Origin of the sequence: Paenibacillus sp. FSL M7-0656 (assembly GCF_038003225.1) — a bacterium.
GTDB classification, from domain to species: Bacteria; Bacillota; Bacilli; order Paenibacillales; family Paenibacillaceae; genus Paenibacillus; species Paenibacillus amylolyticus.
The window spans coordinates 256,747-283,332 of record NZ_JBBOOT010000001.1 but is presented as its reverse complement, the minus strand read 5'-3'; the positions used below and the strand labels follow the sequence as shown (position 1 = coordinate 283,332).

The window sequence follows — 26,586 nt, the reverse complement described above, 5'->3', positions numbered from 1 at the left end:
CATTACTTGCTATAGTGCATGAAAGCAATGTCATCTCCGCATACTGAAGTAAAAAGACCTCGGAGGAGATAGGGATGAATTCAACGGAATCTCATAAGCAATCTATTCACATTCCTGCCAAGACAGGCTACGCTCTTAAAGTGAAAAAAGGCTCACTGATCCGTATAACTGATCTGGAGGGGCAGCAAGTGGTTGATTTTGTCGCTTATGATGCCCAGAATATTAATAATCGGCTTGATCCCGGGGTAACCCTCGATGTTCTGCGCAATTACAGGATTAAACCGGGACAATGTCTGTATTCCAACCGTTATAAACCTCTCATTTCCATTGTCAGTGAAACTGTAGGTATTCATGATTTTTTCAATTCGGCCTGTCGTCCGGAAATGTATGAGGTCTTATATGATAAAAAGGACCATCCCAGTTGTTATGATAATCTGAACACGGCCCTTGAACCTTTCGGTATATCTCCGCCGGATCAGCATTATCCTTTCAATCTATTTATGAATTCCGTAGTAGATGGTGAAGGCAAAATTGATGTTATTGCTCCCGAATCATGTGCAGGTGATTATGTTGAAATGGAAGCTTTGATGGATCTGATCATCGGTTTATCGGCTTGTCCGTGCGAGGAAAGTTCTTGCAATGGCTATCATTGTACACCTGTTCAACTCGATGTGGAGTCGCCTGCCGTTTAAAGTGCTATATCCTCACAGTGTGTTCTAATTCACTCCTTGCGGGAATACGATGACTTGTACCCATTTTCTGTGACAACTGGTATAATTCATCGAACCCGTTAAGGAGTGAACGTGTTTATGTCTGTACTGTTCAGTTATATCATTCTGGGAATATCATTGTCCGCTCCAATCGGTCCGATTAACGCCGCCCAACTCGACCGTGGAGCCCGCCACGGATTCATGCATGCCTGGATTCTAGGACTCGGAGCTATGTTTGCAGATTTGGTGTATATGCTGCTGATTTATTTTGGAGTTGCCCATTTTCTGGACACGCCGTTCATGCGCTCTTTTCTCTGGTCATTTGGCAGTTTTATTCTGATTTACACGGGAGTGGAAACGCTCTCGAAGCTAAAGCAAGGCATTCAGGGTACATCTACTGCGGAAGCAACTGTTCGAAAATCATTTATATCCGGATTTTTGATGGCCCTGTCCAATCCACTGAATATTTTATTTTGGCTTGGGATCTATGGCTCTATTCTCGCGACAACTGTGAAACATACGGATACCGCTCATTTGCTGCTCTACAGTTCAGGCATATTCATTGGTATTCTGGTGTGGGATGTCATTATGGCTGGCATGGCCAGTCGATTCCACAAACATAGCAGTGAGAATGTATTGCGCTGGATCTCTATCATTTCGGGAATCTGCCTGATCGGATTTGGTTTGTATTTTGGGTACGAAGCTGTACGTTCCATATTTTTCTGACAACAAAATCAGGCTGGACAGTCACCCAACTTCCCCCACATTAATACTGTAACGGTATCATGTGGAATGGAGTTGGGAATCAATGGCGGAGCTGTATAGTGCCGACGAAATAAACACCTTGTTTGAGCGTCTTCCATCTTGGCAGCAGGACGCTTATTCGCAATTTGGTAAAATGATCGCCGACGAAGATAATACGTATCCATGTGTACCTGGACGAATGGGATTTCTGTCAGGACATTTGAGGTACGGATTTACGTGTGACCCCCGATCTGAACATGCTGCCGAAGATATGGCCGATCTGCTTAGACAATATGGTCCTGTCTCCAGAGACACCGGTCATTACGCTTCGATGGTCGTGATCTGTGAGACACCAAGTGATCTGAAAGATCATACAACGGTAGAGCAATATCAGACGTTATTCTGGCAAATGCTTAATCGGGTAAGTTCACACGATACCGAGCCGTGGCCGGAACATATTTCAACCGATCCTCATGATTCATCATGGGAGTTTTGCTTTGGCGGAGAGCCTTACTTTTGTTTCTGTGCAACTCCTGCACATGAACTCCGAGCCAGCCGGCATTTTCCTTATCTCATGTTTGCTTTTCAACCACGGTGGGTATTCGAATCCATTAATGACAACACCCCTCTTGGCCGTAAAATGAAAACCTTAATTCGCAAACGTCTCGCTGCATATGATGCTGTACCTGCTCACCCTTCGCTGATGTGGTATGGTCAGCAGGATAATTTGGAATGGAAACAGTATTTCCTGCCTGATGATGAGCAGACACCTTCCAAATGTCCATTCATGCGGATGAAGCAAGCCTTAGGCAAGTTGACGAAATAATCTTAAAGCACTCATTAATCCGTTGTACGACCTCCACGAAAGTTGCTGAGAGTTGCTTATGGTTTGGATGGTGCTGACTGCGATGCTTTCGAGCCACGTACCTTATGAACAACATACGTGATGATCCCAAGGAACACCAAAAGTCCCACACTTGCCAGCAGACCCGTTCTGCTGGCTTTTTCCATCGCTGTCCCAGCCACAGCAGCCACAATTAATACTATGGCAATCCACACTTTGATGTGATTCCACTTCACGGGCTTCATTTTTTTAATGTACGTGATGCAGATAAGCAGCCATGTATACATTAATACCAGACTACCTGCTGTCGTCACATATTCAAACAAACTCTTGGGCATCCATAATGCCATCAACGTAGACAGGACTAATCCAGCCGCTGTGCAACACAATGCCTGAAGTGGCATGTCCTTTTTTCCCCAGGTCTTCGTGAACAACTTTGGTGCATCTCCATCTTCCGCGAGTTTCACCAACATGGACGTAATGGCATATAACGAAGCCACCATTGTCGAGAATCCGGCTATAATCAGAATTCCGTTGAGAATGTGGACCACAACAGTGAATCCAATGGTTGACATGGCTTTGACAAGCGGACTTTCATCTGGAGTTAACTGAACTGAAGGCACAAGCAACAGGATCAACGCAATTGCAATCACATAGAGTGTACTCACAGTCAATAGCATTACTCGACCTGATTTCACTGCATCTTTTGGTTCTTTCAGGTTAGCTGCCATCAAACCCATAACCTCGATCCCGGCAAAAGCAAAGAATGCATAGATGAAACCGGTCCATACGCCTTTACCTCCATGCGGGAACCATTCATTCTTCAATTGCTCGGGTGTGACTTTTACAGGTAACCAACCCAGACAAGCCGCTCCTGCTATAGCTATAAATGCAACCGTTGCAGCAAGTTTGATTACAGCAAGAATATTCTCCGTTTTGGTTAATCCCTTCGCTCCCAGTGCAGCAATGAACAGACCTATAGCGGCATAGATCGCAACAAATGCCCATAGCGGAAACTTGGGAAACCAGAATTGAGAGAACAGCCCAAGTGCCGTTAATGAGCTGCCCATGATGAGCATTTCAGAGACCCAGTACATCCATCCACTACCAAAACCAGCCCAAGGTCCGAATGCTTCGCCCGCATACGTTCGAAAAGCGCCTTCCTTTGGATCTTCTGCGGTCATCTGAGCCAGCGCACCAAATACAAAGTAAGTACCTGCCGCAGCCAGCACCAACAATATAAGTACGGATATGCCGGCCCAATGAATCGCCAGACTGGTCCCTAGAAAAAATCCCGTTCCCAGTGTGCAACCCGCGCCAAACAAGGATAGGCTGACCCAACTTAGTTTTTCGTCGTCGTTTTTACGGTGTTGCTTACTTTTCATGAAGCTCCTCCTTCTGCCTTATCCCCTTACGATTTACAGGTCATGGAGGTTTTATGTCTGTATTACCAAAAGAATTATTATTAGTTTACATAATAATTAATATGTTAAAATTATTCTGATAATGAATTTAAGCTGTATGCTTTTAGAGATTATTCATAAAGATATATTTTCAATTTGATTTAAACCCGCAAAAAAGTGGTTGACTTCAATCGCTTATAATGGTTTTCCTTTAAACTTGGTGGTGCGTCAATGTGGCTATATGAGAGATGGTAACTAAGGTGAGAAAATGATCTTTCTATTGTGAATTTTTCATATGTTGAAATATTATAACTCAGTCGTTATTTCTTTTAAATTGAACGTAGATTGCCTATTTTTCGTATTTTCTCAATATCTTCGTCGTTTTTTATAAATTTAGTCGCTTATAAGAATGGATATTTCCTGGGATTTTTCCTCTTTCATCCTTTGTCACCCGTTTTGAACTAAGCTGACGTATAGACATTATTCCCTAAAATTTTTCGCAGCCCCTGATCCGAAAGTTGTTGTGAATTTTTCATATGTTGAAAATATTTTATGCTGGTCATAAAAAAGCCGCCATATGGCGGCTTCGCTAATATTTCTGATTTAAGTCCGGCCAGTCCAATCTGCTCCGGCGATTTCTTTCCATCGTGCTCTAATTTCATCATACAATTCCTGTGGGAGTTGCCCTTTAGCCACAAGATCAGCATTTTGCTGCCAGCGATTGGGCTTGGCTGTTCCTACAATAGCTGTGTCTACACCTTCGGTACTTAGCGTAAAACGCAGTGCTGTTTCCACCGCTACCTGGGCATCTTCACCCAGAAAACCATAGTTCAGTTCACTTAAGCGCTTCCAGTATATAAATGGATAAGCCTCTTCTGAAAGTGTATCATACGTCCAGGCCGCATTGGCAATTGGTCTTTTGGCGATGACACCCATGTTTCTTTTTCTTGCCTCAGGCAACGTAAGATCAATTGCTTCCTGATCTGCGATATTTAATGAAGTCTCCAGGCTGTCAAATACTCCGGTCTGAATCGCATATAGCGCATCTGTTGTATCCCCACTGTATCCGATAAACCTGGTCCTACCTGATTCCTTGGCACGCTGTAGCACTTCGATCACTGCTCCTTGTCGGAGTACTTCTTCGGAGCAGCTATGCAAATGGATAACATCCACATAGTCCGTTTTCAGCCTTTTCAGACTACGGTCAATCGTTTGCTCCAGTACTTTGGCATCCCAATCCGGACCTTCGATCCCGGCAGCATGTCCACATTTGGTGAACAAATAGTAGTCATCACGCCGATGTGACAACACCTCGCCGATTAATTCCTCGCTGTCACCGTAACATTCAGCCGTGTCTATCACGTTTAATCCAGCATCCAGGGCACTATTCAGCAATGTTGCTACATCCGTTTTGGATACATTTTTTCCTATTTCCGCTCCGCCAAATCCAAGTGTACTTACGTTCATGCCAGTATTACCGTACTTGCGCGTTTCCATGGTTATCTTCCTCCAAGTTCAGTGAATTGGGTACAGATAAATAGAAATACAGATTAACTTCAACTTCCCTTATGTTATTACCCATGATTTGGTTATGCCACCCACTTTTCCAAACTGCAACCAACTTCATTTATTTAAAAGCCATAAATGGACATTCCACCGTCAACCAATAACGTCTGACCCGTTATGTATCCCGCTGCATCTGATGCCAGGAATACAACCGGCCCTACCACTTCTTCCAGTTCTCCCACTCGCTGTAACGGTGTACGGCTTACAATTTCCTGCAAATAATGGGGATCATCCAGCAACTTTTCAGTCAAAGGTGTTCGGAAATACCATGGCCCTACTGAATTGACACGGATTCCATACTTGCCCCATTCCAGTGCGAGAACTTTGGTCATATGAATTAATGCAGCTTTGGTCGCACCATATACAACCCCTGTCCGCAAAGCCGTATGCCCACCTACCGAAGAGATGTTAATGATCTTCCCAGTCCCACGTTCTTTCATATGCTGTCCCGCTAATTGCGAAGCGAAGAAAGCCGATTTTAAGTTTGTCTGCATGATGGTCTCCCACTGCTCGTCTGTTACTTCAAGTGCTGGTGTCCGTATGTTCATACCTGCGTTATTCACCAGAATGTCCAGGCTACCCATCTCCGAGATCGCCTCTTGAAACGTCTCTTCCATTTGTTCTTTTGATGTCACATCCGCAGTCAGAGCGAGCGCTTTACGCCCTGTCTGTTCATAGATGTAGGCTGCTGTCTCCTCAATTTCTTTCATCGTTCGGGATACAAGTACAACGTCACTGCCTGACTGGGCAAGTCCAATCGCAATTGCTTTTCCGATCCCTCTCCCTGCACCTGTCACCAGTGCTGTCTGTCCATCGAGATGGAATGTGGGTACGTTCATGTCACTCACTCCTTCATCAGATTTATAAGTTGAACTAAAGATTATTTACACTGACACTACGATGACAGAATAACCTTCCAATCGCTGTTATCCCCAGATTTTTTGATTCCCTTTTCTGAAGGGGAAAATCCGGGGATAGCGTATGCTTCCGATGCAGCTTTCTTTCAGAAAGCTTTTAGGCGAACGCTTCGCTTTTTCAGGTTTTTTCTGTCCTCTCCGTTATCGTGTAAATGATTAGTTCAACTTATATCGCAATCATGCAAATGCTTCTATATGTAGGTAAACCCTGATGGGAATCAGGTTACAAAATACTGGCTTGGATTGCCCAGTTCCGGATGGAACTTTTCTCGAAAGCGGCCTCCGGTATAATCCCCTATAATTTTTCTCCAGAACGCCTGGGCAATGACATTGTTACGAACCTGGGTCACTTTCCATCTTCCTGGAAAACGTTTGAACAGTTCATAGGCTGCCCGAGTACCCACTCCACTGCGCCGATATTTTTGCATCACAAAAAACTCAGTCAAATAGTAGTCATTATCCTTACTACCAGGCTCCAATTTCTCCACCAGAGCAAACCCTGCAGGTGCCCCATCACTTGTAATCAAAAAAGGAAACTTGCGGTCCTTTTCTGCCCAGAATGCCTCCAGACCGGGATATTCCGGAAAAATGCCGTTACTGTCCACATCAATATTCAGGTATTTGGTAAAATCATATAGATAAAATTGCATTAAATGCCGAATCACCTGACTGCGCTCCCGGGGAACCAGTTCTATTTTCATATTCATCCGGTTCACCTCCTCTGCTCTACGTATACTAATTACTTTAAAGGTTTACGCGCCGAAGGGCAAGGAAGCATACCCTACTTACTGCCTGCTTTGGTGAACAAGCTGTGAGCATGTAAATTATGGTACACTAGAGCATAGAATACTATTAAATTGAATATTAATCTTATATGTTTTTCACATGGAGGTGTCGAACTTGACCAACGTGCAAAAAGAGATTGATCGACGCAAGCTGGATGACAAACTACCTTCCATGCCTTGGTTCGTTCAGCAATTCATGGACTACAAGCTGCCTGACCTGTCGCCCTCTACCCTACTCGAATATCTCAGAGATTACGAAGCTTTCTTCGGATGGTTGCGAGCAGAAGGGCTGTCCGAGGCAAGCTCTAATAAAGAAGTTACCTTGACTGAACTGGAAGTCCTTCGCATGGATTCGGTTACCGCCTATCGGTTATTTCTTACAACCAAACGGGAAGGAACCAATTCCAGAATTACCGTATCTCGCAAGCTCTCTTCCCTTCGCTCCCTTTTTCATTACCTGAGCCAGATTGCGGAAGATGAAGACTTTTATCCTTTGCTGAAGCGGAACATTATGGCCAAAATCGAGATCAAGCGTACCCATAAACCCAAGGACACCGCTGCCAAACTCAAAGGTAAAATTCTGGAGGAAGAGGAACTGCTGGAATTCATCGGCTATATCCTTGAAGGTTACGCTGTCGATATGGAAAAGAACAAACAGGCACTGTATTCCCATGAGCTCAACAAAGAACGGGACGCCTGCATTGCCAGCCTGATTCTGAATTCCGGCTTACGGGTGTCGGAGGTCGTGAACCTGAACGTCGATGATCTCGATCTGAACAACAAACTCCTGTATGTTTATCGCAAAGGTAACAATGATGAGACGTACAAAACACCCGTTTATTTCAGGGAACAGGCCAAGGACGAACTCGCAACTTATATGAACCTGCGGCAATCACGTTACCGCACGCCCAAGCGGGAGAAAGGTCTGTTCATTGCTTTGCGTAACGGAGATTCAGAAGGAAGTCGAATGACCAAAAGAGCGATCCAGGCCATGATCATGAAATATGCCAAGCGCTTTGGTAAACCCTACTTGACCGTGCACAAATTACGCCATTCATTCGCAACCGACTATTATTTGCAAAATGATATTTACAAAACGAAGGAGCAGCTTGGACACGCTTCTACGGAAACGACCGAGATCTATGCTCACCTTACCGACAAAACGATGTCCGAAGCCATCGAACGTCGTACTGATGACGGGATGTAACATCCCGAACAGAATAAAAGCAGCAAGCCACATCATGGATTTCGATCCGAGAAAGGTCTGCTGCTTTTTTTTTTGCATCATTCAAGGAGAAGAGCATAATCAGAAATAATTATAGTTTACATAATAAATATTACGTTATATTTAAAAAAGAATAAATCACGCTTTCTGTACATTCAATCATATCCAGCGATCATAATATCCTACTTTTTTAACGTTTCTACGATTAGACTTTACCATTCTGCCTACCCTCGCTCTCAACCATCGCTAACAACGCTTTGGCTATATCCTCCGTTTCATGAACCGAATACCATGTATCTCTGCTTACAGTGCTTCGCTCTATAAACTGCTCTGAAGGTAGCCATGAGATTATACCTACTACCCCTTCAAGCTGATCAACCAAGGTCAGATCTTTCTCTTCTCGAACCATCACGAATTTGGGATAAGAAGCATCCTTGAATCCTTCAACAACAATCCAATCATAACCGGACAGATGAATTAACATATCCTCCAGCTTGGTTACCTGTCGCTCCATAATCGCAGTACGTTTCTCTGACATAACAACCACCGCCGAGGCCCCAGCCTCTCCAAATCGATACGAATCCGTTCCTTCTTGATCCATCTCAAAATGGTCATGTCCATCATGCTTAATTGCTGCTACTTTAAGTCCCATAGAAGAAAAGTGCCCGATCAGCGCGGCTGTCAGGGTTGTCTTACCCGTGTTTTTGTATCCAACAATCTGTATGATATGTGGCTTTGTATCACTCATTGTAGTCATCTACTACTACCTCACATGACCTGAGGGCAGTTTGAGAATGCGTACCTGCTCACCCGCAGGAATGCCTTTTTTCTCAGGTGGAACAACAATCAGGCAATCACTGTCCTTAATGGTGATCATCACGCTAGATTCATCTACACGGGCGGCAGCCGGTATCGCGTACACCATGCCGTTGCGGATCTCTGTGCGTCCACGTACGAAACGTGTAAAATTATTAACTTTGGTGTACTCTTCTTCCAAGATCGCAGTCCATTCTTCCATATAAGGATGAGCATCCGCCTGCATGGAACGAATGGTTGGACGAACAAACAGACCAAAACCTACAAAACAAGCCCCCGGGTTACCCGAAAGTGCAAAAAGCAATTTATCTTTATATATAGCAGCTGTGGTCACACTGCCTGGTCGCATCGTCACTTTGTTAAACAACATCTCCACATGTTCTTCAAGCACAAGTTCACCCATAATATCATAATCCCCGACGGATACTCCGCCTGTGGTCACCACAATATCATTATCTTGAATGGCTTCTTCCAGTTTGGCCCTTGCCGTATTCACATCGTCTGCAATAGAACCGTACATCACAGGCTCTCCACCTGCCTCAACAACCAGAGAGCGCAGCATGTAACTGTTGCTATTCCGAATCCGACCTGGTTGTAATGGCTCTTCTACATCAAGCAATTCCGTGCCGGTTGCGAATATCGCCACCTTTGGACGTTGAAATACGGGAACTTCTGCTATACCAAAAGTAGCTAACACGGACTGCTCTCCTGCCCTGATGATCGTTCCTGCTTCGAGCAATTGCTGTCCCTCTTGGACCTCCAGTCCGATCGGAGTGATGTTAGCACCCGACAATATGTGCCGTTTCAATGCAATCCATTGTTCTCCATCCTCTACCTTGCTCTCGGTCATCTCCATCATGACTACCGCATCCGCACCTTCCGGAACCTGTGCACCGGTCATGATGCGAGCTGTCGTACCTGAAACAATGGTGTGATCCGAGGTGTAGCCGCAAGGAATTTCATCAATGACTCGAAACCAAACTTGATGATCACTCGATGCATCTATAGTATCTGTACTGATAATCGCGAATCCATCCATACCCGATCTCCGGAAGAATGGATACGGATGGGGTGCCTGAATCGTCTCTGCAAGTGTGCGGCCATGAGCAGATTCAAGATGAACTTTCTCTATGGAGCCTACAGTAACTCTTGCAGCTATTTTAGCTTGGGCATCCGGTACCTGTACAGCTGTACGATTGAATTTGGCAGTTGTCATATCATGTGAATGTGAGTTCATTTTCAAAAGTATTCTTACCTCCTAAAGACTATCATCCTTTAAGAAAGTGTAGCCCGAATACTGTAAGATAACAAGTACATCACTTATTGAATCCTGTGACAAAATCTTATTTCTTACAGGTGTAACATTCCTTGACCTGTGTTCAACATGAAAGGCATCTTGTCTGCCCATAATATAAGTGACAAAGGGAGGCGATGATCATGAGTAATCGATGTGAATTATGCGGAAGAGAACCTGTGAACACGACCGTTCATCATCTGACACCCAAAGAAATGGGCGGAACATTTCTGCCAACGGCCAACCTGTGCATCCCCTGTCACAAACAGATTCATTCGCTATACACCAATCGCGATATTGTAACCCTTGGTCTCACGGATCTGCAATCCTTGAGACAGGATGAACGAATGATTCCATTTATCCGCTGGATTCGCAAACAGCCTGCTACAACGATTCCCCGCGTACGCAAGTCCAATCATGTTCGCAAATCGTAAACCAAAAAGAACAGTTCCAAGGTAATTGCGCGGATAGTGATAAATCCGTCATACCTTTTCCTGTTCTTTTTGGATTGTACTATATGTTGGGCAGCCAAACTTATAATTGAATCATTATCTACGCCTCTTGATTCGGCCGCCGCCCACTCTGGTTTTTGGTTTTTTATAGGATTTCTTAGGTGAATCAAACAACCCACCACTGCTCTTGTTGCGATCAATGGTTCCCTTGCTCTGATCCTTGTTGCGGTTGAATAATCCTCCGCCAGATCCCACGCTTGAATCTTTATCGCTTCCGCGCCTTGTAATCGTACCTTTCCGATCAACAGTAATAGGTGGAGCAAGCTTCTTGTCATTACTTGTTGGTGCACGATAAGATCCTGCACTCGGTTTATACGTATCTTTATTGGTATATCCTCGATAGTTGCCATAACCTCGCCCACCAAAAGAATCGAACAGATTACCAATTAATGTAGCGGTGAGGTAACCTTGTAAAAAAGATGAATCGTAGTTCTGCCGAACATATTCCTTGGAGTCCACCTCAACCAATGTATCCTCCGGCTTGTTCGGGTCTTGTTGCAGGTGATAATACTCGTCCTGATACACGAGGAACATACGCTCTGTATTCTCTGCCGAGATTTGATCCGGTTGCCGCTGGTCAGACAATTCCTGAGCCACTTCCGGAACGGTACGGTCCGAAGCCCGGTACACATAGGACGTTGAGTTACCACTGCCGTTAACCGATTCAAGCGGATATGTGTCCTGAACAGAAGGTGCTGCTCCGCACGCGGACAACAGAGACATGACAAGGCTGAGGACCAGCATTAATTTTAATCCATGTGCCAAGCGTTTTTTCATTGGAACCTCTCCTAGCTCGAACGAATCACTTTGATATCCGCAGGAAGAATGGACTCACCCTCATACAGTGTAAATCTTCTGTCTTGCCACTCCACGCGAAGAAGCATATTATCATCCGACTGATACTGCCATACCAATTGTTCTCCAGCCTGGCCATATGGAGTTCTACCTGCCGTTGATACCATGCCTCCATACTCTTCCTCCAGATGATATGCGCGTCCATCCAGATCCAGCAATGTAGGCACCTCATCAGGCGCATCAAGCCTGCCATCAATTGGTGTATATAGGGCGTAACGTGTGAGTTCCCGTTCTTCGATATGCAAATATCGAAATGCGGTACCATCCTGTAGCGTGAGCACAACTGCATTTCGAGCACGATTTTGTACCCGACCAACGACTTCATAAGTGACCAGAGAAACCTCACAGATATCACCAGGTGCAAGCTGAAGCATCGTTTTCTCTGCCTGCGGTGGTTCAGGTTTCGTTAGTATTCCTTTAATTCGTTTCCATACACTCATGAGAATTACTCCTGTTCCTTATCTTATAAACAAGCTGCAATAATCAGTGCGCCCACGATATGTAAAGCGCCAGAGAACAACCCGTACCCTGTCTTCCCTTGCTGAATTCCCGTATCCAGATCCAGGTTGGCCCATTTGCGAATCATAAAGTGTACAACACTCTCCAGAATCAACAAAATGATAAAGGATACAACGGAGACCAGCAGTGCTTCTCCCAGGTGACCGGCCGTAGAAATGGACGTAGCGAGTACATATCCTTGTGCAAATAATTTCATAACCATACGTGTAGTAACGGCCATATTGCCAGCCTTAACTTCAGCAAAATCCTTATATTTCGTGAACAGTGAATCAACATACATCAGCACAAACAGCAAAACCGAACCAGATCCGGTCCAGACCAGCATCGCCAAAATGTTCAAATCCATTTACACAGCCCCCACTTATCAACATGAACCGCATTTAAAAGCGAAGGAGAAATACTCTTCTCCTCCGCTGGTTAACCTTGCTGACAACCAAGGTATTAGTTCTTATTATCGTACTGTTTCATCAATGCTGCGAGTTCATCTTCAACAGCCTGATCTTTACCCAACTTCTCGAACTCTTCATCCAAAGATTTTCCTTTGGAAGACATTTCGTTACTTGCTTCGGCCTGTGCTTCCATCTGCATCATTTTCTCTTCCATACGCTTCATACCAGCACTTGCAGTATCAGAGCCAAACCCATTCAACGCTTTGTTGATTTCCGTTTGGGCTTTTGCTGCATTGTAACGGGCTACCAGTGTTTCACGTTTGTTCTTCATTTGAGTCAACTGCTTACGCATTTCGTCAAGCTTGCCACGCAGGTTATCTGCAGAAGCCTTGTTTTGGTCATAGCTGGTTTTGTACTCAGCCATCTTCTCTTCAGCAGCCTTTTTCTCTTCCAGGGCACGTCGAGCCAAATCCAGATTCTGAGCACGTGCCGCCGTATGCGCCTGCTCTTCACGTTTCTTCACAAGAGCTTCCTGCTCTTCGAATAACTGCTTGAATTTCTTCTCAATGGCGATCTGTTGAGCTACTGCTTTCTCCGCATCTTCCAGATCCTCTTGCATGTCACGGATATATTGGTCCGTCATCTTGATTGGATCTTCCGCCTTTTCAATAATGGCGTTGATGTTAGACATAGTTAGATCACGCAAACGTTTGAAAATGGACATTATGTTATTCCTCCTAGTCGATATTACATCGTATATAAACATACATACGTAACAATCTACAACTCGTTTCAATTTTAGCAAATAAAATCAAAACATTCGATGGCTCTTATGTCAGGAAGATCGTTTATCTTTGTTCAGATGATCCTCCATCAACCTCTCTGCAGTCTGCACGATTTCGTCGATCTGCATCCGCATGATGGAATCAAAATGGATACCCATGATCACCGTAACGGTTACTTTCAGCTGCAAGGCAGCCTTTCGGGCAAGCCGCTCACACAGCTCTTGTTCTTTATGCCCAGGAATATGTACTGTCGTCCCGCTTACGCGCTCATGATCCACATAGAACGTGGCTACGGCGCCAATATGCGCCTTTCCTCCGGTAACGAGAAAAACCTTATCTTCTCCTGCTTCAATCACCTGTAAACGTATGGATTTCAAATCAAATGTACTCATCCCCATCCACCTATCCTTTTCTATATGTTATATATGGAGGAATTATGGCTGTCATGAGCTAAATCGGCAATGAAACTTCTCACACTGCGCATATTTTATGGAACCCCCGGGCATACCAAGGAGAACGTCATTTTGGAAAAGGAGGCCGTTATTATGCGCGTACGCCTCATTATGCTGATGGTTATCGTTATTTTTCTCGGGGGATCTCATGCTCCAGTTTCATCGCAGGATGTTTCAAGCCCGCCAAGTGAATCCGTATCAGGTTCGGATTCTGCGGAAGAAGAACAACTGACATTGGGACAATTACGTCAAAAATATGCCGATACGTTCAAAACCAATGGTCCTTCAACCAAGAAGGTTGCACTGACTTTTGATGATGTACCTGATCCACGATTTACTCCACAAGTACTGGATGTATTGAAGAAATACAATGTCAGAGCTACATTCTTCATCGTGGGTAGTCGTGCTGAGAAACATCCGGATCTAGTGAAACGCATTGTTAAGGAAGGGCATATGGTTGGTAATCACAGCTACAATCATCCTGAATTCAGTAAGCTGTCGATGAATGCCTTTCGCAAACAAATTTTACATACCGGGGATATTATTCGACGTTTGGCGGGTTATACGCCCAAGATGATTCGGCCACCTTATGGAGACATTAATGAAGAACAGCTGAGATGGGCGGCCAAACAACACTATAGCATTGTGAACTGGAACGTAGACTCCCTGGACTGGAAAGGCCTTTCAAAGGAACAGGTGAAAAATAACATCCTGTCTGCCGTGAAACCTGGCTCCATCGTTCTGCAACATGCTGGAGGCGGTGTAGGATCAAACCTGAACGGCACGATTGAGGCTTTGCCTGAAATCATTGAGGAACTACGTAATCGGGGATATGAACTGGTCACCTTGGACGAAATGTTGGGATTGCCAAAGGCCAAAGATTAAGATGAACGTGATAGAAAATAAATGAGAATATTAAAAGGGTGCTGTTCAATCGCAAATTTAGCGACTGGCAGACACCCTGTTTGAATTCATTTTAAATGTTATTTTCTCTCTACTTCAGAATGTACAGCTCGATATCCTGAAAACCAAATGAGCTTACAGACTGTTTGCTACCCGGGATAAAGATATCAATCCGGTGACCCTTGATTGCACCGCCCACATCCCGCGCTGTGGCTACAAAAGCTTGTTTTGGCAATCCTGGATGGCTGTGACCAGTTACCAGTACTTTAGTTCCAAGTGGAATCACACTTGGATCAACTGCAATCGTACCCAGTTCAAGGTCATTCCCGAAATAATCGACTGCACCCCAGCCTCCATTTTCAGACGGATCTGCAGAGTATGCCGTTGCTTTTACGTTCACAGCTTTGCTGTAATCGAATGTTTTACCCCAGGCTTGAACCACTTTGTTATCTGCGTTAACGTCCAAGCTCGCTGTAGTAACAGTCTTCGCTTGGGTCTTGCTCTCCGTTGCCGCAGCGGCTGCAACATTGTTTGCCTTACCGGGAATCGTAATTTTCAAACCACCATAAATGTTGTAAGCCGAAATGTCGTTGTTTGCTTTAACCAACGTGTTGAGTGCTACTCCATATTGTTTTGATAAGGTGTAGAAGGTATCCCCTTCTTTGGCCACATGAACTGAATCGGCGTGAGCCGGAACGGCTTGAATGAGCATTGCTGTTGTCATTAATGCTACTGCTGTTTTGGCTATACGTTTCTTGTTAATCATGGTCTTCCTCCCTCATTGTGCCTGCGAAGTTAGTTGTCGGATTCGGATGAGGAGCCCACCCTATAGGTTATTCGTTACATTTGAAACGTTATGTACCCAATTCACCCCAAGCAGTGTGCTGTAGATCTTCCCCCTGCACAATCTGCATCGTTACATCCCCCGCACTCCCTGTCCGGAAGTTTCGGCAGAGTTCAATATATCACAATTTTGTAACCTGAACTTGTAGTAATTCTTACCAAATGGTTTTTAGCATGTAAGCATTTTTAAGAATACTGGTTAATTCAGAAAGTTTGGTTGACCCGATTCCTTTACATTTGGTAACAGAATAGTTACTTTTCCGAATCCATACGTCATTATTATCCATAAAAATAGCGTTACCGACTCGAAGTCAGTAACGCTATTTGATCACATCGTTTAGAGTACTTTCGCAAGAAAATCACGTGTACGTGAATTTTTGGGTGCTCCAAACACCTCATCAGGTGTTCCCTCTTCCACAATAACCCCGCCATCCATGAACAGGATTCGGTCTCCCACTTCACGTGCAAAACCCATCTCATGGGTTACGATGACCATCGTCATTCCGCCTTCTGCAAGACGTTTCATGACATCCAGCACTTCACCGACCATCTCAGGGTCCAGTGCCGACGTAGGCTCGTCAAACAGCATCACATGCGGCTGCATGGCCAATGCTCTAGCAATGGCGATCCGCTGTTTCTGTCCACCAGACAGCTGATTCGGGAATGTATCTTTTTTATCGTACAAGCCCACGGTGTTAAGCAGATCAGAGGCAATTTTCTCCGCTTCCTGAGTGGATTGTTTCTTCACTTTAATCGGAGCAATCGTGATGTTTTGCTGTACCGTTTTGTGTGGGAACAGGTTGAAGTGCTGGAACACCATGCCCATTTTCTCACGAGTTGCGTTAATGTTATGCTTGGGGTCCGTGATTGACACGCCTTCAAAATCAATCTCTCCTGAGGTAGGCTGTTCCAGCAGATTCAGACAACGTAAGAAAGTACTTTTACCTGAACCGGAAGGACCGATGACCACGACAACCTCACCTTTGCCAATCGTCACGTTAATGCCCTTAAGCACATCGTTATTTCCATAAGATTTGTGTAATTGTCTAACGTCTATCACTTGCACTCAACTTCCTTTCCAGTCGTCCCAGCAGCTTGGACAAAATGAACGTCATTACAAAGTAGATGGCTGCTGCAATCAAAAATGGACTCAACCCTTGGTACGTAATGTTCTTGACTACACTTGCCTGATACATAATATCCACCATACCGATAACGGAGATAATGGAGGATTCTTTGATGATAGTTATGAATTCATTACCGATCGCTGGTAATACAGCTTTGAAGGCTTGTGGCAATATGATATAACGCATCGCGGCGCCTCTTCCCATACCTAATGAACGCGCTGCCTCCAACTGACCACGATCCACACCTTGGATACCTGCACGGAAAATCTCCGCCAGATAGGCACCACTATTAATGGAAAGCGTGATGATACCTGCCTGAAGGGCAGTGAAGTTAATGCCAAAGCTCAGGGAAAAACCATAGTAAATAATCATCAACTGTACCAACATCGGTGTGCCACGGATCACTTCAACGTAAGCCGTACCGATCCAGCGCAAGATTGCAGCGTCATGCAAACGGAACAAACAGATGATCAATCCAATAATTACCCCGAAGATAACCCCAAGTGCAGACAACAGAAGTGTGTATCCTACACCTGTAGCATAGAAACTTTTGTACTCCCAGAATACTTGGAAAATATTTTGTGATTTGTTCGCTTTATCCGCCATCAAGAGGCTGGCGTCCGTCACCATCTGATTGATTTTATCTTCGCTTTTCAGTCGCTCCAGTGTTCCATTTACTGCAGCTAGCAGCTCGGTATTACCTTTACGAATCCCGATTGCCGCTTCTGCTTGCTCTTCGTCCGGAACAGCAGCAGCAAGTCCAATGATATCGTCCAGATAACCTACAGCAACGGTATCTTCAACGATTGCCGCGTCAATGCGTTTTGTTTGCAGTTGAAGCACGATATCCGAGATTTTATCCAGCGCAGTAAGCTTCGCTCCTGGAATACTCTGTCCGATCGTTTCCTGAATGGAGCCTTTCTGAACGCCAATCTTCGCATTTTCAAGTTCTGCCATGGTTGGATATTTGTCTTTATCCACATTCCGAACCATAATCACTTGTTTTGATTTATAATAGGTGTCGGAAAAATCGATACTTTTCTTCCGCTCATCCGTCGGCGTCATACCTGAAATCACCAGATCAACACGCCCGCTCTGCAATGAAGGCAGAAGACCGTCGAAGCCCATATCCTCAATCACAAGCTCAGCGCCAAGATCTTTGGCAATCTCTTTGGCGATCTCAATATCGAAGCCGACGATTTCATCTTTGCCATTAATCACTTTATGGAATTCATATGGTGCAAAATCGGCACTTGTACCGAGCACCAGCTTTTTACTGCTTGAATTATCTGTAGTTCCACTTGCAAGTGCCACAGGAACGGCAGTCGTCAGCAGAATAACAAAGGTCAACAGCATCATGGTGTAACGACTTATTAATTTCAACCTTTTTCTCTCCCCTTACAATACTTTGTATGCTTCTCATGTTGATGACTGAGTCATTATAAAGTACAATGCATGATTATGCAATGCATTTTGACAATACAAATCTTGACTTGTTTCTGAAAAAATAAAGCAAACATGATATAATCAATGAATTATTTTCATTTTTGCATAAGGAGTTTACTAATGACAGCTAACAAATCACAAATTCTGACGGTTATTGATCAATATGCTTCCCGTTTTAAAGCCATTTCATCATATATCGGTGCCAACCCCGAACTGGGAAATGAAGAGTATCTCGCTTCTGCCCGTTTGAAAGAAGAACTGCTCTTCCACGGTTTCACTGTAGAGGCTCCAATCCTCGGTCTGGAGACAGCCTTTATCGGAACCTATTCAGCCGCCAAACCCGGCCCTACCATTGCTTTATTGTGCGAATATGACGCCTTGCCGGAGATCGGTCACGCTTGTGGTCACCATCTAATCTGTATGATGAGTCTTGGGGCCGCTGTTGGGCTAAAATCTATTCTGGATGAAGTAGGTGGAACCATTAAAGTGTTTGGTACCCCCGCTGAAGAGACACGTGGTGCCAAAGTTCCGATGGCTGAAGCAGGTTTGTTCGATGACTGTGACGTCGCTCTCATGGCGCATCCATATTATGCCTATGAAAAGTCAGGCAGCTCGCTGGCTATTGATGCTGTGCAATTTGAATTCCATGGCCGATCTTCACATGCCGCTGCAAGTCCGCACGAAGGTATTAATGCACTTGATGCCGTCATTCAAACGTTCAACGGGATTAATGCATTCCGTCAACAAGTGAAAAGCACCGTTCGGATTCATGGTGTGATCAACAACGGAGGTCAGGCAGCAAATATCATTCCTGACTATGCTTCTGCGCAATTTTATGTACGGGCAGCAACTCGTAAAGAACTGAATATCCTCACAGAACGTGTGATTCAGATCGCTGAAGGTTCTGCTCTCCAGACAGGATGCAAGCTGGTGACATCCAACTATGAAACGTCCTATGACGAGATGGTTACCAATGAAGCATTCTCAGTTGCGTTTAGTCAAAATCTGATGGAACTTGGAATCCCGCAAGAAGAGATTGTGAGTGGTAATGATCACGGCTCTATGGACATCGGTAACGTTTCCCTGAAATGTCCTGCAATTCATCCCTACATTCGTGTTGTAGACGAGGTGCATACACTGCACTCCATAGCCTTCCGTGACCTTGCACTTCAGGAGCGTGCGCTGGATGGCATGATTCTGGGAGCCAAGGCACTTGCAACAACAGCCTATGACGTACTGAGCCAGCCAGAGCTGCTTCAAACCATCCGCACGGAGTTCGAGCAAGCTATTCGCTAAAATTCACTTTCAACATGTTATATAGGGGTGCCCTGAACAATCTTGAATTCCAAGCTGTTCAGGGCACCCTTTTTTCTAAATTAGCTGTAAGTATATTCAGCACAAAGCTGGAAATGCTGTGAAAGAAACCTTTGAAAACGATGAAAATAATACATTTTATTACAGTAAATGTGATTCGTTTGCTGGCTAACTTGGTTAATTATAACTATAAGTGCGTGTTCAAAAAGACCGGTTTTCATAACTTATCCTATATTCAGGAGGTGCTGTCATGCTGCTCGAAGCCATGTATCATGTTCCTCGTGACAAATGGGCTTATGCTTATAATTCGTCTACCATACATCTGCGCGTACGAACCAAACGTAATGATGTGCACTACGTGACTGCACTGACCGGAGATAAGTACGATTGGAATGGAACGTACAAGGAAATTCAATTGGAGAAGGCTGCTTCGGATAACATGTTTGATTATTGGGAGGCTGCCGTCAAGCCACAATTCAAACGTCTCACTTATATATTTCGGATAACTGCCGGTTCAGAAGATGTGTTTCTTGCGGATAATGGAATTCATTATGAGACCCCCTATCCAACTGGAGGATATTATGAGTTCTCGTATATACATGAAATTGATCTGTTTAAGGTGCCCGAGTGGGCCAAAGAAGCCGTCTTTTATCAGATCATGACGGAACGGTTTGCTAATGGAGATCCCAAGCTGAATCCAAAAGAAACCCATGACTGGGGTGGCAAACCTGAGTTGGACAATTATTTTGGTGGAGATCTGCAAGGTGTGCTGGATCATCTGTATGACTTAACTGAACTTGGCGTGAACGCCATTTACTTTACCCCGTTATTCCAGGCCAATTCCTACCACAAATACGACACGATTGATTATAAAAAAGTCGACCCCCATTTCGGTGATAATGCTCTGCTTAAACAATTGACAGAAGAATGTCATCGCCTGGGTATACGTGTCATGCTTGACGCGGTGTTTAACCATTGCAGCGAAGACTTCCCTCCTTTTCAAGACGTTCTCCAGAATGGAAAAAACTCTAAGTATGCCGATTGGTTCCACATCAATGAATATCCGGTTCAGATCAAGGATGGTATACCAACCTACGATACATTTGGGTTCTATGGCAACATGCCCAAGTTCAATACAGCCAACCCTGAGGTTAAGGCATATCTACTTGATGTAGCTGAGTACTGGATCAAAGAAATTAAGCTGGATGGGTGGCGTCTGGATGTAGCAAATGAGGTGGACAACCATTTCTGGCGTGATTTTCGCAAGGTTGTTAAGGCAGCGAACCCTGAAGCCTATATTGTTGGAGAAGTATGGAGCGACTCCTTGACCTGGCTTATGGGAGATCAATTCGATTCCGTCATGAATTATCCATTTGCCGACAAAGTGCTTCAGTTCTTCTGTGGTTCAATGGACGGTTATCATTTTGCCAACGAGATGGGTTCACTGATTATGCGCTATCCGCAACAAACCAACGAAGTGATCTTTAATATGCTGTGCAGCCACGATACCCCACGACTGCTCACCCGGTTAGGAGAAGACAAACGACGATTAAAATTGTCGGTTGTATTTCTTTTCACCTATATCGGTACACCTTGTATCTTCTACGGCGACGAAGTTGGGATTAGTGGTGATGCTGACCCGGATTGTCGAAAATGTATGGAATGGGACCCGGCCAAGCAAGACAGAGAATTGTATGATTTTTATCGTCTGATGATTGATTTACGCAAAAGCAATGAAGCCCTGCGCAAAGGACGCTTCCGATTCCTCAAGGCGGATCACAATGATCCCTGTATCGTGTACGAGCGTGTGGATGACAACCTTCACTTTACCGTATGGATGAACAATACACCTCAAGATCGAACGCTTTCTCATCCCATGGAAACAAAAGACTGGAAAGATGCATTAACTGAAGAGCCTGTGTTTCCAGCCGATGGAATGATGAACATTAAGCTTGACCCCTATGGGTATCGCATTTTGTACAGACAGCTTGATCCGGCAACTATCCAACACAACTGAGGTTTAAATTCTAAACAGTCATATAAAAGAAAAGAAAAACACTTCCACCGTCTCAGATGATACTTCATTCTGAACTTTGGAAGTGTTTTTTTGGATGAGAACAAGCCACAGCATCATGTGCTGTGACTCATTCAAGACTACATCAATTTACAGGGTCAAGTGTGATCCGACGATAAATGTCCATATATTCTTCAGCTGAGACGTTCCAGCTGTATTCTCCGCCCATTGCATTTTTCACAATTTTCTTCCAGTGTTCTGGCTGTTTGTAGATCTCCTCAGCACGCCGAATGGTACTCATCATGTCATGAGCATTAAAGCTTGTGAATGAGAAACCATTACCTTCTCCAGTAAACTCGTTATATGCCTGCACAGTATCGTTCAGACCGCCTGTTTCCCTTACGAGAGGCACACTACCGTACCGCAGAGCCAGTAACTGACTAATACCACACGGTTCGAATCTGGACGGCATCAGGAAGATATCACTGCCTGCATAAAACCGACGGGATAATCCGTCGTTGAACTTGATCTGTGCAGACATTTTAAGTGGATAACGATTCGCGGCTTCACGGAACCAGTGTTCATAGGACTGCTCCCCTGTTCCAAGTACAGCGAATTGAATATCATCATAATACAACAATTCATCCAGGATACGGCAGACCAAGTCAAGTCCTTTGGAATCCACAAGCCTTGTGACCATGACCATAAGAGGTACATCAGGACGAACAGGAAGTCCAAGTTCCTTTTGCAGCTCAATTTTGTTTTCCGTTTTCTTGGACAGACTTGTTCTGTATTTCACCGGGATCTTGGTGTCTGTAGCCGGGTTGTAACTCTTGGTATCAATGCCATTTACAATCCCGCTGAATCGATCTCCAAGTGAACTGAGCAGTCCGTCCAGACCGTATCCGTAATAAGATGTTTTCACTTCCTGTGCGTAAGTTGGACTAACGGTTGTTACATGGTCAGCGTAGACAATTCCAGCCTTCAGGAAGTTGACATTACCGTAATACTCGGCTCCATCCACGGTGAAATATCGATCGTCCAGCTCAAGGATATCACTGAATAACTGATGCGGGAATACCCCTTGATACAACAAGTTATGTATGGTGAATACCGTACGAATATCACTGTAGAATGGATCGTGTCTGTAATGGGCTTCAAGCACCAAAGGAATCATTCCTGCATGCCAGTCATGACTGTGCAGCACGTCAGGCTTGAAATCAATCTGTGGCAACACTTCGAGAACTGCACGGTTGAAGAAGGCGAAACGCTCGCCATCATCCATATAACCGTACACTCCATCACGCCCAAAATAATACTCATTATCCACAAAATAGACTGGAATTCCATCATGAACCAGCATTTCTATTCCACAATAGGGCCTGCGCCAGCCAAGAGGCACATCCGTTGTAATTACGGGCTGTAACGCGTCTTTATACTCATCGGGAATCCCCTTGTACTTAGGCATAATCACCCGCACATCTGCCCCGCTCTTCTTCAATGCAAACGGGAGAGCACCGATTACGTCAGCAAGGCCTCCTGTTTTGATAAATGGATGTACTTCAGCAGCAGCAAATAGAATATTCATGCCTTTGTCCTCCTCTTCGGTTTGAGCGTGTTGCTTTCATTTTTATTCTTCGTTTTTGAACTGACGGAAGTTATACTCGCAGGTGATTCATCCGTTTTCCGACGTGTGTTCTTTTTTAGAATCACGATGCTAAGCGGAGGTAATACCAATTCGAGACTATGCGGATGCCCATGAAAAGGAATCTTTTCGGTAGGCAGTTGCATATCATTAGTAATGCCTGAACCGCCGTAAACGGAATGGTCACTGTTCAGTACTTCGGTATACATACCGGGACGCATGACACCAATCCGGTAACGCTCCCGCTTGACCGGCTGAAAGTTAATGAGCACAAGGAGTGTATCCGCAGGTTTTTTTCCTTTGCGTACGTATGAAATGACACTCTGGTCCTGATCATCCGGAGTGATCCATTCATAACCGTCCAAGGAATGATCAAGCTCCCACAAAGCTTTTTCACTCAAGTACAGGTTAGACAGCTCACGCTCAAACTTATGCAAATTGCGGTGACTGTCATAATCCAGCAAGAACCAATCCAGTTGATCCTCATCTTTCCATTCGATGAACTGGCCAAAGTCTCCACCCATAAACAACAGCTTTTTCCCTGGGAAAGTCATAAAATAGCCCAGAAAAGCACGCATGCCGGCAAATTTCTGCTCATAGGTTCCTGGCATCTTGTCGAGGAGCGACTTTTTGCCATGAACAACCTCGTCATGTGACAGAGGTAGCACATAATTTTCAGCAAAGGAGTATACGACCGGGAAAGTCAGCAAATGATGTTTGGAAGGACGCTCATGAAAATCAGATTCCATGTAATCAAGCGTATCGTTCATCCAGCCCATGTTCCATTTGTAGTTGAAACCCAGACCACCTTCATCTACAGGTAAAGTCACCATTGGCCATGCACTGGATTCTTCAGCCATCATCAATGCATAAGGGAAATACTTGAACACCGTCTCATTCAGTTGTTGCAAAAAGGCTACAGCTTCCTTGTTCTCAAGACCACCTTCATCATTGGTACGATATTGTCCTGGCTGCTTCTCAAAATCAAGCCGTAGCATACTCGTAACCGCATCAACACGGAGTCCGTCAAAATGATACATCTCCATCCAATATAATGCATTGGAGATCAGAAATGAACGAATCTCAGGTTTCGAGTAGTCAAAGCTAAGTGTGCCCCAGCCCGGCTTCTCTGCTAACATCGGATCTGCATACTCATACAAAGGCGTACCATCAAACATACGCAACCCATGAGCGTCTTTGGCAAAATGTGCAGGTACCCAATCCAGCAATACGCCAATCCCAGCCTGATGTAGTGTATCCACTAGATACATCAGATCTTTTGGATGCCCATAACGACTGGTGGGCGCATAAAACCCTGTGTTTTGGTAACCCCACGAAAGGTCATATGGATGCTCACTGAGGGGCATCATTTCAACATGTGTATATTTCATTTCTAATAAGTAAGGAACAAGCAAATCAGCCATCTCACGATAACTATAGAGGCTTCCGTCTTCTTTGCGCTTCCAGGTTCCCATGTGCATTTCGTAAATATGTAGAGGTTTGTTATACATGGCACGTTGTTTGCGTCTCCAGGCTCCATCATTCCATTTGTACCCTTCGATTGAACTGGTGACAGAGGCTGTCTGAGGTCGAACCTCTGCTTGAAACGCATATGGGTCCGCTTTGAGCAATTCTGTTCCATCTTCCGTTAATATACGGAACTTGTATAAAGTTCCTTCGCTAATTTCCGGAAAAAAACGACTCCAAAATCCTGATTCGGGTATCTTATATAAAGGTTCCTTTTCGCCTTTCCATTCATTGCGGTCCATAGCCAGTCCTACTTCTACGGCGTTTGGTGCCCACACGGTAAAGCGATACCCCTGAAGGCCATCGCAAGTCTCAGGTTGCGCGCCCAACATTCGATAACTGTGATGAAGGTTACCTTCATGAAATAAATAAATATGCTCCGGCAATATGTCCGGGTGTGCTAACGGTTGAATGGCCAAGAGATCACCTTCTTCTCAAGAAAATAGATATAACAGTAACCATTACCCCAGTCTAGCCAAGTTGAAAAGAAAAATGCGGTGAATTAGAAAATGTTGTTCATTTTCAGAATTTTTACAGTAACAATCGTTTCATCTGCTCTACTTTGCGTTAATGATGTACTACAATGCACAATATTTTGGGAGGGAAACGATTATGTTTAATAAAGATTGCATCGCTATGCTGTTGGCGGGAGGAGAAGGGAAGCGATTAGCCCCTTTAACCTCAAGTCTCGCAAAACCCGCTGTACCGTTTGGCGGGCACTACCGGATCATCGATTTTCCTCTCAGTAACTGCGTAAACTCAGGGATCGATACTGTAGGAGTATTGACGCAGTACCAAGCGGAATCTTTACACGATCACATCGGTGGAGGAGAACCATGGGGACATGGTAACTCAAGTGAGGCAGGAATATCCTTGCTTCCATCTTATCATACAGGAAATGACGAATACTTGGGAACGGCGGATGCTATTTATAAAAATATCGACTATATTGATCAACAAAACCCCGAAAATGTTCTAATTTTGTCGGGTGACCATATTTATCATATGAATTATCGCGATATGTTGGAGGCTCATCAAGCCAATAATGCCGCTGCAACGATTTCAGTTATGGAAGTGCCATGGGATGAAGCACATCGCTTTGGGATTATGGCTGCCGATGCTGATTTGCGTGTAACCGAGTTTGCCGAGAAACCGGCTGAACCAAAAAGTAATCTGGCTTCAATGGGCATTTACATGTTCAAATGGGATTATCTGAAACGCCATCTGTTGGAAGATGCCGCTAATCCTGAATCCAGCCATGACTTCGGTAAAGATGTGATTCCTCAAATGTTGAACGAAAATAATCCCCTCTTTGTCTATAACTTTAATGGTTATTGGAAAGACGTAGGTACGGTTAAGAGCCTTTGGGATGCACATATGGATCTGTTACACAACGAGGAAGACTGGAGTCTGCAAAAAGAAAACTGGCCGATGTTTACTCGCGACTGGCGCTCCAAACCAAGTGCTTACAAAGCAAGACATACAAAGATCGAACATGTTACTTCCATGATTCACGACTCTTGTGCAATCGAAGGTCGTTCAGAACGTTCCGTTATCTTCTGCGGTGCAGAAGTGGGTAAAGGCTCTGAGGTTAAAGACAGTGTTGTTATGCCTAACGCACGCATAGGCCGTGGGGTTCACATCGAACGCGCCATCATCGGTGAAGGTGCAATAATCAAGGACGGTGCAATCGTTAAAGGTACAGCAGATGAAATTGTGGTCGTTGGACCTAACGAGATCGTCTCTGCCAAACCTGCTGTCCGTACGCAACCTGTTCGTATGTTGAAAGAAGTATATGAGAAAAGTGGACGCCTGCGCACTGGCGAACTTTCTTCATAATGAAATAAACATTAGATGAAAAAGGCGAGCCTCAGATGGCTCGCCTTTTTTTGGTGTTGATATGGATATTATAAAACGTACATGCTCGATCATCAGGTAGAAAAATCTCTTA

At 44.6% G+C, this 26,586-nt stretch carries 25 protein-coding genes and 1 riboswitch; of the genes, 9 read left to right on the top strand and 16 right to left on the bottom strand.

Annotation, left to right across the window (positions count from 1 at the left end; all coding sequences use genetic code 11):
* Positions 1 to 74 precede the first annotated feature (74 nt).
* From MHI01_RS01195 to MHI01_RS01185, 3 genes are all read left to right on the top strand, one after another.
* The gene (locus MHI01_RS01195; protein ID WP_340982303.1) at positions 75 to 692 is read left to right on the top strand and encodes an urea carboxylase-associated family protein; all 618 of its coding nucleotides are present in this window, start codon (positions 75 to 77) and stop codon (positions 690 to 692) included.
* Positions 693 to 809: 117 nt separating this feature from the next.
* Positions 810 to 1,436 carry a LysE family translocator gene (locus MHI01_RS01190; protein WP_017688112.1) on the top strand — a complete coding sequence of 209 codons (627 nt, stop codon included), beginning with the start codon at positions 810 to 812 and terminating at the stop codon, positions 1,434 to 1,436.
* 82 nt (positions 1,437 to 1,518) lie between these two features.
* Positions 1,519 to 2,280: a YqcI/YcgG family protein gene (locus MHI01_RS01185; RefSeq protein ID WP_036613709.1), complete on the top strand. Its 762-nt coding sequence runs from the start codon at positions 1,519 to 1,521 to the stop codon at positions 2,278 to 2,280.
* Positions 2,281 to 2,336: 56 nt separating this feature from the next.
* On the opposite strand, the gene MHI01_RS01180 is transcribed toward MHI01_RS01185, so the two are convergent.
* The 4 genes from MHI01_RS01180 to MHI01_RS01165 form a co-directional block, all read right to left on the bottom strand.
* Entirely contained in the window at positions 2,337 to 3,683 is a 1,347-nt protein-coding gene (locus tag MHI01_RS01180) for an amino acid permease (protein WP_340982302.1), read from the bottom strand.
* 621 nt (positions 3,684 to 4,304) lie between these two features.
* Complete coding sequence (locus tag MHI01_RS01175) at positions 4,305 to 5,198, bottom strand: aldo/keto reductase (protein WP_340030565.1); 894 nt, start codon at positions 5,196 to 5,198, stop codon at positions 4,305 to 4,307.
* Positions 5,199 to 5,332: 134 nt separating this feature from the next.
* Entirely contained in the window at positions 5,333 to 6,106 is a 774-nt protein-coding gene (locus MHI01_RS01170; RefSeq protein ID WP_282321118.1) for an SDR family NAD(P)-dependent oxidoreductase, read from the bottom strand.
* A gap of 296 nt (positions 6,107 to 6,402) precedes the next feature.
* Positions 6,403 to 6,891 carry a GNAT family N-acetyltransferase gene (locus MHI01_RS01165; RefSeq protein ID WP_036613700.1) on the bottom strand — a complete coding sequence of 163 codons (489 nt, stop codon included), beginning with the start codon at positions 6,889 to 6,891 and terminating at the stop codon, positions 6,403 to 6,405.
* A gap of 193 nt (positions 6,892 to 7,084) precedes the next feature.
* Here MHI01_RS01165 and xerS point away from each other — a divergent pair, with 193 nt between their 5' ends.
* On the top strand, positions 7,085 to 8,176 hold the full coding sequence (gene xerS / locus MHI01_RS01160; protein WP_256704194.1) for a tyrosine recombinase XerS: 1,092 nt from the start codon (positions 7,085 to 7,087) through the stop codon (positions 8,174 to 8,176).
* Positions 8,177 to 8,399: 223 nt separating this feature from the next.
* Here the strand turns inward: xerS and mobB are convergent, their stop codons facing one another.
* Positions 8,400 to 8,951 (bottom strand): molybdopterin-guanine dinucleotide biosynthesis protein B, encoded by a 552-nt coding sequence (gene mobB, locus MHI01_RS01155; protein WP_340982301.1) that lies wholly within the window; start codon positions 8,949 to 8,951, stop codon positions 8,400 to 8,402.
* Positions 8,952 to 8,957: 6 nt separating this feature from the next.
* Positions 8,958 to 10,247, bottom strand: a complete 1,290-nt coding sequence (locus MHI01_RS01150; protein WP_338708969.1) for a molybdopterin molybdotransferase MoeA — start codon at positions 10,245 to 10,247, stop codon at positions 8,958 to 8,960.
* Positions 10,248 to 10,447: 200 nt separating this feature from the next.
* Here MHI01_RS01150 and MHI01_RS01145 point away from each other — a divergent pair, with 200 nt between their 5' ends.
* Positions 10,448 to 10,738, top strand: coding sequence for an HNH endonuclease signature motif containing protein (locus tag MHI01_RS01145; protein WP_017688103.1), 291 nt, complete (start codon positions 10,448 to 10,450; stop codon positions 10,736 to 10,738).
* Between the two features lie 114 nt (positions 10,739 to 10,852).
* Here the strand turns inward: MHI01_RS01145 and MHI01_RS01140 are convergent, their stop codons facing one another.
* The 5 genes from MHI01_RS01140 to lpdD all read right to left on the bottom strand — a co-directional run bounded on the left by MHI01_RS01140 (position 10,853) and on the right by lpdD (position 13,756).
* The gene (locus MHI01_RS01140) at positions 10,853 to 11,593 is read right to left on the bottom strand and encodes a DUF4247 domain-containing protein (protein ID WP_017688102.1); all 741 of its coding nucleotides are present in this window, start codon (positions 11,591 to 11,593) and stop codon (positions 10,853 to 10,855) included.
* 11 nt (positions 11,594 to 11,604) lie between these two features.
* On the bottom strand, positions 11,605 to 12,111 hold the full coding sequence (locus MHI01_RS01135) for a DUF4178 domain-containing protein (RefSeq protein ID WP_076317633.1): 507 nt from the start codon (positions 12,109 to 12,111) through the stop codon (positions 11,605 to 11,607).
* Between the two features lie 23 nt (positions 12,112 to 12,134).
* Positions 12,135 to 12,536, bottom strand: coding sequence for a DUF350 domain-containing protein (locus MHI01_RS01130; protein ID WP_036613690.1), 402 nt, complete (start codon positions 12,534 to 12,536; stop codon positions 12,135 to 12,137).
* 95 nt (positions 12,537 to 12,631) lie between these two features.
* Complete coding sequence (locus tag MHI01_RS01125; RefSeq protein ID WP_340982300.1) at positions 12,632 to 13,303, bottom strand: PspA/IM30 family protein; 672 nt, start codon at positions 13,301 to 13,303, stop codon at positions 12,632 to 12,634.
* Positions 13,304 to 13,414: 111 nt separating this feature from the next.
* Positions 13,415 to 13,756, bottom strand: a complete 342-nt coding sequence (lpdD, locus tag MHI01_RS01120) for a prenylated flavin chaperone LpdD (protein WP_340982298.1) — start codon at positions 13,754 to 13,756, stop codon at positions 13,415 to 13,417.
* Between the two features lie 153 nt (positions 13,757 to 13,909).
* On the opposite strand from lpdD, the gene MHI01_RS01115 reads away from it, so the two are divergent.
* On the top strand, positions 13,910 to 14,701 hold the full coding sequence (locus MHI01_RS01115; RefSeq protein WP_340982297.1) for a polysaccharide deacetylase family protein: 792 nt from the start codon (positions 13,910 to 13,912) through the stop codon (positions 14,699 to 14,701).
* A 109-nt stretch (positions 14,702 to 14,810) separates the two neighbouring features.
* Here MHI01_RS01115 and MHI01_RS01110 read toward each other — a convergent pair whose 3' ends face one another.
* The 3 genes from MHI01_RS01110 to MHI01_RS01100 form a co-directional block, all read right to left on the bottom strand.
* Positions 14,811 to 15,485: a 3D domain-containing protein gene (locus MHI01_RS01110; protein ID WP_339193704.1), complete on the bottom strand. Its 675-nt coding sequence runs from the start codon at positions 15,483 to 15,485 to the stop codon at positions 14,811 to 14,813.
* 2 nt (positions 15,486 to 15,487) lie between these two features.
* A riboswitch (cyclic di-AMP (ydaO/yuaA leader) is annotated at positions 15,488 to 15,682 on the bottom strand.
* Positions 15,683 to 15,899: 217 nt separating this feature from the next.
* Positions 15,900 to 16,622: an amino acid ABC transporter ATP-binding protein gene (locus tag MHI01_RS01105; protein ID WP_076328542.1), complete on the bottom strand. Its 723-nt coding sequence runs from the start codon at positions 16,620 to 16,622 to the stop codon at positions 15,900 to 15,902.
* Positions 16,609 to 18,072 carry an ABC transporter substrate-binding protein/permease gene (locus MHI01_RS01100; RefSeq protein ID WP_083677436.1) on the bottom strand — a complete coding sequence of 488 codons (1,464 nt, stop codon included), beginning with the start codon at positions 18,070 to 18,072 and terminating at the stop codon, positions 16,609 to 16,611. The genes MHI01_RS01105 and MHI01_RS01100 overlap by 14 nt, the downstream gene beginning before the upstream one ends.
* A gap of 183 nt (positions 18,073 to 18,255) precedes the next feature.
* Between MHI01_RS01100 and MHI01_RS01095 the strand changes: the two genes are divergently transcribed.
* Together MHI01_RS01095 and MHI01_RS01090 are read left to right on the top strand one after the other, a co-directional pair.
* Entirely contained in the window at positions 18,256 to 19,431 is a 1,176-nt protein-coding gene (locus MHI01_RS01095) for a M20 family metallopeptidase (RefSeq protein ID WP_340982296.1), read from the top strand.
* A 268-nt stretch (positions 19,432 to 19,699) separates the two neighbouring features.
* On the top strand, positions 19,700 to 21,466 hold the full coding sequence (locus MHI01_RS01090; RefSeq protein WP_340982295.1) for an alpha-glycosidase: 1,767 nt from the start codon (positions 19,700 to 19,702) through the stop codon (positions 21,464 to 21,466).
* A 142-nt stretch (positions 21,467 to 21,608) separates the two neighbouring features.
* Here the strand turns inward: MHI01_RS01090 and glgA are convergent, their stop codons facing one another.
* On the bottom strand, positions 21,609 to 23,051 hold the full coding sequence (gene glgA, locus MHI01_RS01085) for a glycogen synthase GlgA (RefSeq protein ID WP_340982294.1): 1,443 nt from the start codon (positions 23,049 to 23,051) through the stop codon (positions 21,609 to 21,611).
* The gene (gene glgB / locus MHI01_RS01080) at positions 23,048 to 25,054 is read right to left on the bottom strand and encodes a 1,4-alpha-glucan branching protein GlgB (RefSeq protein WP_127547716.1); all 2,007 of its coding nucleotides are present in this window, start codon (positions 25,052 to 25,054) and stop codon (positions 23,048 to 23,050) included. Before glgB ends, glgA begins: the two co-directional genes overlap by 4 nt.
* A 193-nt stretch (positions 25,055 to 25,247) precedes the next feature.
* Between glgB and MHI01_RS01075 the strand changes: the two genes are divergently transcribed.
* Entirely contained in the window at positions 25,248 to 26,474 is a 1,227-nt protein-coding gene (locus tag MHI01_RS01075) for a glucose-1-phosphate adenylyltransferase (protein WP_282321110.1), read from the top strand.
* Positions 26,475 to 26,586: the final 112 nt, after the last annotated feature.

What these genes read in the sequence shown, in the direction of transcription:
- MHI01_RS01125 (WP_340982300.1), bottom strand. Translation starts at nt 13,303, where the DNA reads ATGTCCATTTTCAAACGTTTGCGTGATCTAACTATGTCTAACATCAAC.
- glgA (WP_340982294.1), bottom strand. Translation starts at nt 23,051, where the DNA reads ATGAATATTCTATTTGCTGCTGCTGAAGTACATCCATTTATCAAAACA.
- MHI01_RS01110 (WP_339193704.1), bottom strand. Translation starts at nt 15,485, where the DNA reads ATGATTAACAAGAAACGTATAGCCAAAACAGCAGTAGCATTAATGACA.
- MHI01_RS01115 (WP_340982297.1), top strand. Translation starts at nt 13,910, where the DNA reads ATGCGCGTACGCCTCATTATGCTGATGGTTATCGTTATTTTTCTCGGG.
- MHI01_RS01075 (WP_282321110.1), top strand. Translation starts at nt 25,248, where the DNA reads ATGTTTAATAAAGATTGCATCGCTATGCTGTTGGCGGGAGGAGAAGGG.
- MHI01_RS01090 (WP_340982295.1), top strand. Translation starts at nt 19,700, where the DNA reads ATGCTGCTCGAAGCCATGTATCATGTTCCTCGTGACAAATGGGCTTAT.
- lpdD (WP_340982298.1), bottom strand. Translation starts at nt 13,756, where the DNA reads ATGAGTACATTTGATTTGAAATCCATACGTTTACAGGTGATTGAAGCA.
- MHI01_RS01145 (WP_017688103.1), top strand. Translation starts at nt 10,448, where the DNA reads ATGAGTAATCGATGTGAATTATGCGGAAGAGAACCTGTGAACACGACC.
- MHI01_RS01195 (WP_340982303.1), top strand. Translation starts at nt 75, where the DNA reads ATGAATTCAACGGAATCTCATAAGCAATCTATTCACATTCCTGCCAAG.
- MHI01_RS01185 (WP_036613709.1), top strand. Translation starts at nt 1,519, where the DNA reads ATGGCGGAGCTGTATAGTGCCGACGAAATAAACACCTTGTTTGAGCGT.
- MHI01_RS01140 (WP_017688102.1), bottom strand. Translation starts at nt 11,593, where the DNA reads ATGAAAAAACGCTTGGCACATGGATTAAAATTAATGCTGGTCCTCAGC.
- MHI01_RS01150 (WP_338708969.1), bottom strand. Translation starts at nt 10,247, where the DNA reads ATGAACTCACATTCACATGATATGACAACTGCCAAATTCAATCGTACA.
- MHI01_RS01095 (WP_340982296.1), top strand. Translation starts at nt 18,256, where the DNA reads ATGACAGCTAACAAATCACAAATTCTGACGGTTATTGATCAATATGCT.
- mobB (WP_340982301.1), bottom strand. Translation starts at nt 8,951, where the DNA reads ATGACTACAATGAGTGATACAAAGCCACATATCATACAGATTGTTGGA.
- MHI01_RS01130 (WP_036613690.1), bottom strand. Translation starts at nt 12,536, where the DNA reads ATGGATTTGAACATTTTGGCGATGCTGGTCTGGACCGGATCTGGTTCG.
- MHI01_RS01135 (WP_076317633.1), bottom strand. Translation starts at nt 12,111, where the DNA reads ATGAGTGTATGGAAACGAATTAAAGGAATACTAACGAAACCTGAACCA.
- MHI01_RS01180 (WP_340982302.1), bottom strand. Translation starts at nt 3,683, where the DNA reads ATGAAAAGTAAGCAACACCGTAAAAACGACGACGAAAAACTAAGTTGG.
- MHI01_RS01190 (WP_017688112.1), top strand. Translation starts at nt 810, where the DNA reads ATGTCTGTACTGTTCAGTTATATCATTCTGGGAATATCATTGTCCGCT.
- MHI01_RS01175 (WP_340030565.1), bottom strand. Translation starts at nt 5,198, where the DNA reads ATGGAAACGCGCAAGTACGGTAATACTGGCATGAACGTAAGTACACTT.
- MHI01_RS01165 (WP_036613700.1), bottom strand. Translation starts at nt 6,891, where the DNA reads ATGAATATGAAAATAGAACTGGTTCCCCGGGAGCGCAGTCAGGTGATT.
- MHI01_RS01170 (WP_282321118.1), bottom strand. Translation starts at nt 6,106, where the DNA reads ATGAACGTACCCACATTCCATCTCGATGGACAGACAGCACTGGTGACA.